The sequence below is a fragment of the Micrococcus sp. M4NT genome (genome assembly GCF_033790745.1).
Lineage (GTDB): Bacteria > Actinomycetota > Actinomycetes > Actinomycetales > Micrococcaceae > Micrococcus.
Genome location: NZ_JAMYEH010000010.1, coordinates 141294 through 151913, shown reverse-complemented (window position 1 = coordinate 151913; position 10620 = coordinate 141294). Strand labels below are relative to the sequence as shown.

The following is a 10620-nucleotide window of genomic DNA, read 5'->3' as shown; positions in this document are numbered from 1 at the left end:
CTGGGCTGGGCTGGGCTGGGCGGGGCTGGGCGGGGGCGGGGGTCAGCGGGTGAGGAACGCCTCGAGGCCCGCCAGGTCGTCCGTGTTGATGTGGTCGACGCCCGCGGCAAGCAGCTCGGCCCACAGGTTCTCGCGGGCCTCACCCGCGATGTCATTGGTGGCCCAGAAGCGCACGCGGTACCCCGCCGCGTGGGCCTGCTCCACATACGCGTGCAGGCGCTCCCGCTCTGCGGCAGGCATCTCCCCGATGCCCTGCCACGTGAAGAGCTTGGTCCAGTTGTGGCTCACGAGCGGCATGAAGTCCGCCGACCAGCCGGAGCCGAGGTCCTCCGCGCGGCCGTCGTAGAGGGAATGGCGGGTCTTCGCGGACTGCATCAGCTCCAGCGGGCGGTTGCCGCTGATGACGGCCTGCACGGCGCGCTCCTTGACGTGCCCGTTGTGCACCCGCGTGAACAGGTGGGAGTACTCCGCGAGCTCCTGCTCCACCGCGAGCCACGTGGCCGGGCCCTCGGACTTGATGTCGATCAGCAGCTGGAACACGCCGTCGTAGCCGGGGTAGAGGCGCTTGCCGTGGGGGGAGACGAGCTGGGACAGCGGCTCCAGGTAGGCCTCGCGGAGGGTGGGGGCGTCGGCGAGCTCCCAGGAGTCGTGGGCGACGAGCAGCTCGCCGTCGACGAGCCACACGTCGGCCTCCACGGACGTGAAGCCGTGGGACAGGGCGTCGAGCAGGGGGCGGTCGTGCTCGTAGTCGTTGTGGGCGTGGGCCTGCGGCAGCGGGGTGCCGAGTTCCACCAGCGGGGTGCGGCGCGCGGCGGAAGCGGGCTGCGCGACGGCGACGGCGGCCAGGGACGCGAGGGTGCCGGCAGTGAAGGAGCGGCGGGTGAGGGTCATGGTCGGGCCTCTCTCGAGCGGGACGCAGGCCCGAGCGGGCCGCGTTCCCGAGTGTGCGAGCCGACGGTGACGCCGACGTGAACGGCCGCCAGACGCCCGGGGAAGCGGCCGTGCACGCCGCCAGGGCCCCGTTCGCTCTCGGGTTCTGGGCGACGTGCTCACCGGTCACACGGTGGTGGGCGAGTCGCTCGTCGAGACTCGCCCAGAATCCGGGGGAGACTTCTGCCCATGGGACTCGACGCCGGCACGCTCACCATGGCCCTCGTCGTGCTGCTGGCCATCACGGTCGGCGGCGCGCTGCAGCGGATCAGCGGCATGGGCGTGGGCATGATCGCCGCGCCGACCCTCTCGATCCTGCTCGGCCCCGTGGCCGGCGTGACGATCTCCAACGTGGCGGCCGTGATGTCCGCGGCCATCCTCTTCGCACTCCTCCACAGGCACGTGGACTGGGCGCGCTTCGTCCGCCTGGCCCCCCTGCTGGTCTGCGGCTCGTTCCTCGGTGCCTGGGCGGTGCGCTCCCTCGAGCCGCACGCCCTGGAGATCCTGCTCGGCGCGTCCGTGCTGGTCGCGATCGCCGCCGCCCTCGGCCTCCAGAAGCGCTTCACCCTCACCGGCAACGGCGCGGTCTTCGCGTCGGGGGCGGTGGCCGGCTTCATGAACACGACGGCGGGCGTCGCCGGTCCCGCGCTCGCGGTCTACGCGGTGGCGGCCAAGTGGGATCAGAAGTCCTGGGCGGCCACCCTGCAGCCGATCTTCCTGCTGGCCAACCTCACCTCCCTCGCCACGAAGTCGCTGTTCGGCACGGCGGTGCCCCCCGACGTCGACGTGCCCGGACTCGTCTGGGCGGCCGCTATCATCGCCGGTCCCGTGGGGATCCTCCTCGGCTCCCGCGTCGCGCGGAGCGTGGACGCCTCGAAGGCGCGGACCCTGGCCGTCTGCCTGGCCGGCGTCGGGGGCACGGTGGCTCTGGTGCGGGGCCTGTCAGGGATCTGATCGGCGGCGCCGACGGTCGCCGCCGCTCCCACCTCCGGCTCGTTCCAGGGCCTGCTCCGCGCGTCAGGGCGAAGCGGTCGACGACGGTGCGGCCGACGTCGGGCCCTCCCCGGGGGCGACGGCGCTGCCGGCGCCGAACGCGAGGAGCGCGCTGACCAGGATCACGAGCGCGAGCATGGCGCCGAGGGCGGCCAGTGCAGCGGCCGCCGGGGAGGGCCGGCGCACGGACGAGGGGCTCACGCCGTCAGTGTGGCATGAGCCCCTCGGCCCGGGGGCCTGCAGGGTCAGCGCACGGTGGCGAAGCCGCCGGTCCAGCCGATCCTCTCGGCGGCGGCGAGTGTGAGCTGCAGGAAGCCGACGGCCTCGAGCTCGCGGGCGCGCTTCAGGGCGCCCGCGTCGATCGCGTTCAGGCCGCCCGAGGTCACGACGTCGGCCAGCGCGGACTTGGCGTCCGCGTCGTCACCGGCGATCAGCACGGTGGTGGTCTGGTCGCCGGTCCTCCCGGAGGAGAGGGCGGCGGCGAAGGTGGTGTTGAAGGCCTTGAGGACGCGTGCGTTCGGCAGGGCGTCGGCCACCTCGGCGGCGGCGGAGGAGTCCGCGGGCACCTGCAGGGAGTCGAAGGTGTCGAAGTCCAGCGGGTTGGTGATGTCCACGACGACCTTGCCCTCGAGGGCGGGGGCGTACGTCGTGATGACGTCGGAGAGGGCCGGGTAGGGCAGGGCCAGCACGACGATCTCGCCGGTGATGTCCGCGGCGGTGCCGTCGCGGCCGATGAGGGTGACGTCGTGACCGCCGCGGCGGGCGACCTCCGCGATCGCGGTGCCCATGGTGCCGTCGCCGATGATGCTCAGGGTGGTCATGAGGGGGTACCTCTTCCTTTCGGGGGGGTGAAGCGCTCCGGGTCAGTCGACCTGGAACGAGCGGATGTGGTTGCTGAACACGAACCGGTCGAACACGGTCCGGGCGCTCGAGGGGTCGTTCGCGGCGCCCATGGTGAGCAGCAGCGGCACGTAGTGGTCCGCCGTCGGGTGGGCGATGCGGGCGCCGGGCGCCTTGTCCAGGTAGCCCATGAGCGCGTCGACGTCGCCGGCGTGGGTCATCTCGGCGGCCCACGTGTCGAAGGCGTCCACGTGGCCGAAGAGGCGCGGGTCGCGCATGGCGGCGAACGAGTGCGTCATGAAGCCCGAGCCGATCACGAGCACGCCCTCCTCGCGCAGCCCCCTGAGCCTCTCGCCGAGCTGCAGCAGGGCCTTCGGGTCCTGCGAGGGCATGGACACCTGCACCACGGGCACGTCCGCGGCCGGGTACATGGCCATGAGCGGGATGTACGCGCCGTGGTCCAGGCCGCGGCCGGTCTGGTGCACGGAGCCGGGGCGGCCCTGGCCGAGCACGCCGGCCACGCGGGCGGCCACATCCGTGGCGTCCGGGGTGGCGTACCGCAGCTCGTAGTAGCGCGGGTGGAAGCCGCCGAAGTCGTAGACCAGCGGGGTGCCTGCCGTCGCCGAGGAGATCGCCACGGGTGCGTCCTCCCAGTGGGCGGAGACGATCACCACGGCCCGCGGCTTGGGCATGGACTGTGCCCAGTCGAACAGGTCCGCGAGCCACTGCGGCTCGTCGAGGGTGGGCGGCGCACCGTGGCTGACGAACAGCGTGGGCATGCGCCCGTCGCTGGGCTCCCAACGCCGCTGGGCGCGGGTCATCGGCAGGGCGCGGGCGAGCAGGTCGTCGTAGGCGCCGGCGGGGGTGGGCTGGGCCCAGGGATCCTGGATGGTGGCGGTCATGGTTACCTCCTGGACGACGACGGGGCGTGGTGCTTCATCCGTTAATGAACTGTAGGCCGCAGGCACTTCATAGTGCAAGTGATTGGTCCGTCGGCCGCGGGTACGATGGGCTGCATGGCGGATGACACGACACCCTGGCTGGACGACGAGGAACGGCGCGCGTTCCTCGCCCTGATGAGCGTGGTGCTGCGCCTGGACCCCACGCTGGACGCGCAGCTGCGCCGCGACGCCGGCCTCAGCCACTTCGAGTACTCGGTGCTCTCCCACCTCTCCGAGGCGCCCGAGGGGACACGGCGCATGGGGGAGCTGGCGCACCTCTCCGCCGGCTCCCTCCCACGGCTCTCCCAGGTGGTGACGCGTCTCGAGAAGCGCGGCCTCGTGCGCCGCAGCCCCGACCCTCGGGACGGGCGCGTCACGCTGGCGACCCTCACCGCCGAGGGGCGCGAGGTGGTGGTCGGCGCGGCGCCCGGCCACGTGGCGGAGGTCCGCCGCACCGTGCTGGACCCGCTCACCCGTGCGCAGGTGCGTCAGCTCGCCGTGATCGGGCGTCGCATCATGGGCGCGATCGACCCCGAGGACCGCTGCCTCGAGGAATGAGCCCGGCGTCTCGCCAGGGCCTCAGCCCAGCGCCTCGGGTACCGTCCCCCGCATGACCGCCGACCCCGATCCGACGCCCGAGCCGACCGTCCGCGCGTCCCCCGCTCCCGTGACCGTCCGCCCGGCCGTCCCCGGCGACGCCGCGGCCGTCGCGCGCGTGGCCGCCGCGACGTTCCCGGACGCGTGCCCGCCGACCACCACGCGGGAGGCGATGGACGAGCACATCGCCGCGCAGCTGAACGCGGACGTGATCGGTGGCTGGATCGCCTCGGCCGACCACGCGGTGGCCGTGGCCGAGGACACGGCCGGCCGCGTCGTGGGCTACGTGATGACGGAGCTCGCCCCGGCCGCCGAGCCGGCCGTGGCCGCCGTCGTCGGGGACGCGCCCGTCGGCTGCCTCTCCAAGCTGTACGTGCTCGCGGAGGCACGCGGCACGGGCGCGGCGGGCGCCCTCATGGCCGCCGGGCTGGACGCGATGCGGGCCCGCGGCCTGGCCTACGGCTGGCTCGGCACGAACGTGCACAACCACCGGGCCAACGCGTTCTACGAACGGATCGGCTTCCGGATCGTGGGGGAGCGCACCTTCCGCGTGGCCGGCCACGCCGAGACGGACTTCACCCGGCTCATCGCGCTCTGACCCGCTCCCGACGCCGCCTCCCCGACGTCGACCCACGACGTCCCGTCCCCGTCGCCCGCGCCGGGACGCGCGCCCGGGGTCCCGGGCGCGCGCCTCTCACTTCTCGAGCGCGGGGTGCAGGTCCTTCATGCGGAACCGCTGGCGTCTCCGGATCACGAGCACGTCCAGCACGACCAGCACCGCGCCGAGGGCCAGGAGCACGGCCATCGGGCCCCAGTAGTGGGAGTCCAGGCCGCCGGAGATCGCGTGCCGGAACGCCTCGATCGAGTAGCTCATCGGCATGAACGGGTGCAGCCAGCGGAAGAACCCGGGCAGCACCTGGGCCGGGTACGTGCCGCCCGTGGAGGCCAGCTGCAGGATCAGCAGGACCAGCAGGACCGCGGAACCGGGCGTGCCGAGGGCGGTCTGCACGAGGTGGGCGAACAGCGAGAACACCACCGCCACCACCGTGACCAGCAGGACCAGCCGCCACGGATGCACCGGGGCCATGCCCATCGGCAGAGTCGCCAGCAGCATGATCATCCCGCCCGCGGTGGCCACCAGCCCCACCGGCAGCCAGGCCGAGAGGGCGAGGGCGAGGGGATTGCGGCGGCCCGCGAGCATGCGTCCGCTGATGGGGCGCATGATGTTGAAGGCCGCGATGCCGAAGACCCAGAGGGCGATCGAGAAGAACATCGGCGCCATGCCGCGGCCGTAGACGTCGGCCGGGTTCTGCACGTCCATCGTCACGTCCACGGGGCGGGACATGACCAGGGCGGCGTCCTCGCCCTCGTCCTCGGAGAGCGCCGGGACCCGGTCGGCGCCGTCCTGGAGCTCCGTGGCGAGCGTGTGCGCGCCGTCGTCGAGGGATCCCAGGCCGTCCCGCAGCTGGCTCGAGCCGTCCTTGAGCTGGCCCAGGCCGGCGTCCAGGTCGCTGGCTCCGGTTCCGAGCTGGCCCAGTCCGTCGTCGAGGCTGCCGGCCCCGTCGGCCAGCTGGCCGACGCCGTCCGCGAGGCTCGCGGCGCCCGGGCTCAGCTGCGCCAGGCCGTCGTGCAGCGCGGTGGCGCCGTCCTGCGCCTGGCCGAGCCCGTCGTCGAGGGCGGTGGCGCCGTCGGAGAGCTGGGTGAGCCCGTCGGAGAACTTCCCGACGCCGTCGGCGAGGCTGTTCGCGCCATCATGGGCCGTGCCGAGTCCGTCGCTGAGCGTGCCCGCGCCCTCCTGCAGCTGTCCGATGCCGCCGTCGAGGGCGGTGGCGCCGTCGGAGAGCTGGGTGAGGCCGTCGGAGAACCTCCCGACGCCGTCGGCGAGGGTGTTCGCGCCCTCGCCGGCCTGCCCGATCCCCTCCTGCAGGGAGCCGGCACCGTCGGCGACGGCGTGGGCGCCGTCGTTGAGCCGGGTGATCTTGTCCTTCGCGTCGCCGGCCACGTCCTCCTGCACGGCGGACTGCACCCGATCGTTCGCCGCCGCCGACGTCTCGGCGATCTCGGCGGACCGGGCCTCGATGCGCGCGGAGCGCTCGGCGGCCGCGGCCAGGGTCTCGGCCAGCGCGGTGTAGCCGGGCTGGTCGGCGATCTCCGGGTTCTCCTCGGCGAGGGCGGCCAGCTGCTCCTGGGCCGTGCCGACGGCGCCCGAGACGCGGGTCTCCGCGGCCCCGGCAATCTCGTTCAGCCCTTGCACGTCCTGGTTCACGGCGGCCACGTCGGCCGCCACCGCGTCCTGGTTCTCGATCACGGTGTCGAGGCGGGGCGCCACGGTGTCGTAGAGCTCCTGGGTGCCCCCGGCCACCTGCCGCGCGCCGTCCGTGAGCTCGGCCGAGCCGGCGCCCAGCTCGTCGAGCCCGCCGGCCAGACTCTGCGCGCCCTCCCGGAGGGTGGGCACGTTGGCGTTCAGCTGGTCCGCGCCGTCCGCGAGCGCCGCGGAGCCCTCGCGGGCGGAGGCGAGGCCGTCCACGAGCCGGCTCGAGCCGTCGTCGAGCTGCGCCAGCCCGCCGGCCAGGCTCTGGGCGCCCTCGCGCAGGGCGGGAACGTTGGCGTTGAGCTGGCCGGCGCCGTCGGCGAGGGCGGCCGAGCCGTCCTTGGCCTGGGCCACGCCCTCGGCGAGCCGCGCGGAGCCCTCCTCGGCGGAGGCGGCCCCGCTGGCGACGCGGTCGGCGCCGTCCTTCGCGCTCCGGGCGCCGTCGGCGAGCTGGGCCGAGCCCTCCTTGGCCTGGGCGACGCCCTCCACGAGCCGGCCCGAGCCGTCCGTGGCCTGGGCGAGCCCGTCGTCAATGGACGTGGCCCCGTCGCGGGCCTGCTGGGCGCCGTCCGCCAGCTGGGCGGCTCCGTCGGCGGCCTGCACCATCCCGTCGCGCAGGGTGGCGATGTTGGAGAAGACGGCCTTGAAGTAGGCCTCGACGGCGGCCTGGTCCACCGAGTTCTCGATCTTGGACTGGCTCGAGGCGGTCACGGACCCGATCACGAAGCCGTTGGAGTCGTCCCGGCGCAGGGTGATCTGCGCCTGCTGCGGCGATCCGACGTCGTCGCTCGGGCTCACGAGGTCGGCGCTGAGGTCCTCCGGGATCTCGAGCACGAGGTAGTAGCGGCCCTCCCGCAGGCCCTCCTCGGCCTCTGCGCGCGTGGTCTCGTGCCAGTCGAACGCGCGGTCCTCCACGAGCTCGCGGGTGACGTCGGCGCCCGTGGTGAGGGTGCGGCCGTCGTACTCCACGGGCTGGTCCTCGTTCACGATCGCCACGGGGAGGCGGTCCATCCGGCCGTAGGGGTCCCAGTTGGCGGAGAGGTAGAGGGCACCGTAGATCGCGGGCACCAGGAGCACGAAGATCAGGGCGAGCAGGGGCAGCCCGGCGCGGAACCGGCGCAGCTCATAGCGGAACAGCATTCAGTCCTCCAGGGAGGGGGTCAGGGGGAGCACCACGGCGCCGCGGGGGACCGCGGAGGAGGTGAGGGCGCTGACGGCGAAGGGGTGTCCGAAGTCCCCGAGGGTCTCGAGGGCGGTGTAGACGCGGGCGAGCTGCGCGTCCGTGAGCGTGGCGTCGACGTCGTCGTAGGCCACGAGCCGGGCGGGGCGCAGGCACGCGAGCAGCGCGGTGAGGACCGTGCGCTCCGGTGCCGGGAGGTGCCCGACGGGGGTGCCGGGGTCGGCCTCGAAGCCGACGGCCTCGCTGAGCCGGGCGAACCGCGCGCGGCCGTCCCGGCGGCGGATGCCGTCCGTGAGGAGCCGCTCCTCGAGTGACTCGCGGACGGTGAGGGTGGACTCGAGCTCGACGAGGTCGCCGACGTGGGCCACGGCCGTGGCCTCGCGCAGGCGGTGCGCGTGGCGGACGCCGTCGATGCGGCCCAGGGTCAGCTCCCCGTCCACGCCCCGGAGCCGGCCCGTGAGGGCGAGGAGCAGGGCCGAGCGGCCCGAGCCCTGGGTGCCCAGGACGGCGAGCGGCGTGTGGGCGGGGAGGTCCAGGTCCACGGGCGCGAAGACGGTCCCGTTCCGGGTGCGCAGGGTCAGGCCGCGGGCCACGAGGTCGTGCTGGGCGGCGCGGGAGGCGACGCGCCGTGCCGGCGGGTCGAGGGGGGTGGGGGTCGCGGGGATCAGGGCGGGCTCCTTCGAGGGTGCTTTGCCGTGCTGCGCGGGCATCAGTACCATCGGTACTGGATTCATGCAGTATTCAATACCATCGGTACCGAAAGGGCAACATGGCCGTTCGACCCCGCAGCGCCGACGTGCGCGCCGACCTCCTGCACCACGCCGCCCGGGCGTTCGAGCACGAGGGGTACGTGAAGGCGTCGCTCGCCCGGATCGCGGCCGACGCCGGCTACACCAAGGGCGCGGTGTACTCGGGCTTCGGCGGCAAGCCGCAGCTGTTCGCGGAGGTGTGCGCCGCCGAGTTCGAGCGGATCACCACGGAGGCGATGCGCGGCGTGGCGGCGGCGCTGGTCGAAGAGGGGGTGGGCCGGGAGGAGCTGACGCGCCGGCTCGCCGAGGCCCTGGGGTCCACGGTCCTGAACGCCTCGGGCCAGTGGCCGGTGCTGCTCCACGAGTTCCAGGCCGTGGCCCTGCGCGACGACGTGGTGGGCGCCGAGTACGCGGCCTTCAGCGAGCGCCGGCGCGCCTTCCTCGTGGAGCTGCTCGAGAACCACGAGCGGTTCGCGAGCGCGGACCACGCGGAGCTGACGCGGATGGCCGCGCTCCTGCTGATGCTCGTCCACACCGTCGCGGTGGAACGCCACCTCCGCCCGGACGAGGTGGACCGCGAGACGGTGCTCACGAGCATCGAGACCGTCATCGAGGCCCTGCTGCCCTGAGGGCGGCCCCTCAGCCCAGGCGCTCGCCCCCCTCCACGGTGGCGGCGCTGCGCGGCGCGCGCCGGAATGGGGGATCATGTTCCCGGCGCGGACACGCTGTCCGCGTCGCACCGACCCTCAGGAGACCCCATGGCCACCACCGAGACCGAAGCCCGCTGGGACGCCGCCGCCGCCCCGTTCACCGCCCTCGTGCAGGCCGTGGCGGACTGGGACGCGCCCACCCCCTGCGACGGCTGGACTGCCGCGGACCTCCTGGACCACGTCGTCACCGCGGAGCGCGACTTCGCCGCCCGTCAGGGGCGCGAGGTCCCCGTGTTCGACGGCTCGCGCTCCCCGAGGCACCTCCAGTGGATCAAGCACGAGGCCGCCATGTCCGCCCTCGCGGGCGATCCGGAGTTCACGCAGCGGGCCATGGACACCGCGGTGGGCGCCATGACCGTGGGTGAGGCGCTGCTGCACTTCCACGTGTTCGACCTGATCGTGCACCGCTGGGACCTCGCCCGCTCGCAGGACGTGGACGAGCGGTTCACGGACGCGGAGATGGACCACGTGGAGGCCGCCCTCGAGAGCTTCGGCGAGCGGGCCTACACCCCGGGGATCCTCGGGGCCGCGATCCCCGTGGCCGACGGCGCCCCGCGCCAGGAGCGCCTGCTCGCCCGCCTCGGCCGCCGGGCCTGAGGCCGCGCGGGGGACGCGGGAGCCGGCGGTTCAGCGCGGCAGGGTCGCCTGGATCTCGGCCCAGAGCTCGGCCACGCGCCGCTCGATGTCCGCCACGATCTCCTGGAGGCGGTCCCAGTCGGCCTCGGCGGGGTCGCCCACCGGCCAGTCCCGGTGCACGGTGTGCGGGTGGACCTCGCACTCGTCGCCGCAGCCCATGGTGATGACGTAGTCGGCCGTCCGGAGGATCTCCTCGGTGACGGGCTTGGGGAACGTCTCCTCCGGGTCCGCGCCGTGCTCGGCCAGCAGCGGGGCCACGGTGCCGTGGACGTGCGCGGCGGGGCGGGACCCCGCGGAGTGCACCCGAACGGCGTCGCCGGCGTGCTCGGCCAGCAGGGCGGCGGCCAGCTGGGAGCGGCCGGCGTTCTGCACGCACACGAAGAGCACGCGCGGGGCCTGTGGGTCCACGAGCCCCTCCGCCTCGGCCAGGGCGTCCAGCCGGGAGGCCGCGAAGCGCACGGCCATCTTCTCCAGGTGCGGCCCCGTGGTGCCGGCACGCGCCAGGTCGGCCAGGGCGTCCTGCACGTGGCGCTCCACCGTCTCGGCGCCGAGCGTCTCCGCATAGCGGCGGCGCAGCTCGCCGAGGCCCGCGGTGAGCGGGTCGACGGCATCCGGGCCGCTGGGGGCGCCGCGTCCGGGGTCGGGGGCGGCAGGGCCGGGATCAGCGATCCGCATGGGGTGGCCTCCTCGTGTCCTGGGGGCGGGGAGAGGGTGCGTTCGCGGCCAGGGTATC

12 protein-coding genes are annotated in these 10620 nt (G+C 74.2%); 5 read left to right on the top strand and 7 right to left on the bottom strand.

Going from position 1 to position 10620, the window contains the following annotated elements; all coding sequences use genetic code 11:
* Positions 1-42: 42 nt before the first annotated feature.
* Entirely contained in the window at positions 43-891 is an 849-nt protein-coding gene (locus tag NJC10_RS08910) for a phosphatidylinositol-specific phospholipase C/glycerophosphodiester phosphodiesterase family protein (protein ID WP_319076034.1), read from the bottom strand.
* 228 nt (positions 892-1119) lie between these two features.
* Here NJC10_RS08910 and NJC10_RS08905 point away from each other — a divergent pair, with 228 nt between their 5' ends.
* Entirely contained in the window at positions 1120-1884 is a 765-nt protein-coding gene (locus NJC10_RS08905; protein ID WP_319076032.1) for a sulfite exporter TauE/SafE family protein, read from the top strand.
* Between the two features lie 63 nt (positions 1885-1947).
* Here the strand turns inward: NJC10_RS08905 and NJC10_RS08900 are convergent, their stop codons facing one another.
* Genes NJC10_RS08900 through NJC10_RS08890 form a run of 3 tightly spaced genes read right to left on the bottom strand, consistent with a single transcriptional unit; the run spans position 1948 to position 3665 of the window.
* The gene (locus tag NJC10_RS08900; RefSeq protein WP_319076030.1) at positions 1948-2124 is read right to left on the bottom strand and encodes a hypothetical protein; all 177 of its coding nucleotides are present in this window, start codon (positions 2122-2124) and stop codon (positions 1948-1950) included.
* Between the two features lie 44 nt (positions 2125-2168).
* A complete protein-coding gene (locus NJC10_RS08895) occupies positions 2169-2744 on the bottom strand; it encodes an NADPH-dependent F420 reductase (RefSeq protein ID WP_319076028.1) in 576 nt (191 codons plus the stop codon).
* Between the two features lie 42 nt (positions 2745-2786).
* A complete protein-coding gene (locus tag NJC10_RS08890; protein ID WP_319076026.1) occupies positions 2787-3665 on the bottom strand; it encodes a DODA-type extradiol aromatic ring-opening family dioxygenase in 879 nt (292 codons plus the stop codon).
* A 114-nt stretch (positions 3666-3779) separates the two neighbouring features.
* On the opposite strand from NJC10_RS08890, the gene NJC10_RS08885 reads away from it, so the two are divergent.
* Together NJC10_RS08885 and NJC10_RS08880 are read left to right on the top strand one after the other, a co-directional pair.
* Positions 3780-4262, top strand: coding sequence for a MarR family winged helix-turn-helix transcriptional regulator (locus NJC10_RS08885; RefSeq protein WP_248115791.1), 483 nt, complete (start codon positions 3780-3782; stop codon positions 4260-4262).
* Positions 4263-4314: 52 nt separating this feature from the next.
* The gene (locus NJC10_RS08880; protein ID WP_298714411.1) at positions 4315-4899 is read left to right on the top strand and encodes a GNAT family N-acetyltransferase; all 585 of its coding nucleotides are present in this window, start codon (positions 4315-4317) and stop codon (positions 4897-4899) included.
* A 96-nt stretch (positions 4900-4995) separates the two neighbouring features.
* Here the strand turns inward: NJC10_RS08880 and NJC10_RS08875 are convergent, their stop codons facing one another.
* Both NJC10_RS08875 and NJC10_RS08870 read right to left on the bottom strand, forming a co-directional pair.
* Positions 4996-7752 (bottom strand): YhgE/Pip domain-containing protein, encoded by a 2757-nt coding sequence (locus NJC10_RS08875; RefSeq protein ID WP_319076023.1) that lies wholly within the window; start codon positions 7750-7752, stop codon positions 4996-4998.
* Positions 7753-8502: an ATP-binding cassette domain-containing protein gene (locus NJC10_RS08870; protein WP_319076021.1), complete on the bottom strand. Its 750-nt coding sequence runs from the start codon at positions 8500-8502 to the stop codon at positions 7753-7755. It lies immediately after the preceding gene.
* A 59-nt stretch (positions 8503-8561) separates the two neighbouring features.
* On the opposite strand from NJC10_RS08870, the gene NJC10_RS08865 reads away from it, so the two are divergent.
* Positions 8562-9170: a TetR/AcrR family transcriptional regulator gene (locus NJC10_RS08865; RefSeq protein WP_319076019.1), complete on the top strand. Its 609-nt coding sequence runs from the start codon at positions 8562-8564 to the stop codon at positions 9168-9170.
* 129 nt (positions 9171-9299) lie between these two features.
* Positions 9300-9848: a TIGR03086 family metal-binding protein gene (locus NJC10_RS08860; RefSeq protein WP_319076017.1), complete on the top strand. Its 549-nt coding sequence runs from the start codon at positions 9300-9302 to the stop codon at positions 9846-9848.
* Between the two features lie 30 nt (positions 9849-9878).
* Here NJC10_RS08860 and NJC10_RS08855 read toward each other — a convergent pair whose 3' ends face one another.
* Positions 9879-10562: a low molecular weight phosphatase family protein gene (locus NJC10_RS08855; protein ID WP_319076015.1), complete on the bottom strand. Its 684-nt coding sequence runs from the start codon at positions 10560-10562 to the stop codon at positions 9879-9881.
* Positions 10563-10620 lie beyond the last annotated feature (58 nt).

Excerpts from the sequence above, each read along its gene's own strand:
- NJC10_RS08890 (WP_319076026.1), bottom strand. The coding sequence starts at position 3,665 with ATGACCGCCACCATCCAGGATCCCTGGGCCCAGCCCACCCCCGCCGGC.
- NJC10_RS08905 (WP_319076032.1), top strand. The coding sequence starts at position 1,120 with ATGGGACTCGACGCCGGCACGCTCACCATGGCCCTCGTCGTGCTGCTG.
- NJC10_RS08895 (WP_319076028.1), bottom strand. The coding sequence starts at position 2,744 with ATGACCACCCTGAGCATCATCGGCGACGGCACCATGGGCACCGCGATC.
- NJC10_RS08885 (WP_248115791.1), top strand. The coding sequence starts at position 3,780 with ATGGCGGATGACACGACACCCTGGCTGGACGACGAGGAACGGCGCGCG.
- NJC10_RS08855 (WP_319076015.1), bottom strand. The coding sequence starts at position 10,562 with ATGCGGATCGCTGATCCCGGCCCTGCCGCCCCCGACCCCGGACGCGGC.
- NJC10_RS08870 (WP_319076021.1), bottom strand. The coding sequence starts at position 8,502 with ATGCCCGCGCAGCACGGCAAAGCACCCTCGAAGGAGCCCGCCCTGATC.
- NJC10_RS08910 (WP_319076034.1), bottom strand. The coding sequence starts at position 891 with ATGACCCTCACCCGCCGCTCCTTCACTGCCGGCACCCTCGCGTCCCTG.
- NJC10_RS08875 (WP_319076023.1), bottom strand. The coding sequence starts at position 7,752 with ATGCTGTTCCGCTATGAGCTGCGCCGGTTCCGCGCCGGGCTGCCCCTG.
- NJC10_RS08860 (WP_319076017.1), top strand. The coding sequence starts at position 9,300 with ATGGCCACCACCGAGACCGAAGCCCGCTGGGACGCCGCCGCCGCCCCG.
- NJC10_RS08880 (WP_298714411.1), top strand. The coding sequence starts at position 4,315 with ATGACCGCCGACCCCGATCCGACGCCCGAGCCGACCGTCCGCGCGTCC.
- NJC10_RS08865 (WP_319076019.1), top strand. The coding sequence starts at position 8,562 with ATGGCCGTTCGACCCCGCAGCGCCGACGTGCGCGCCGACCTCCTGCAC.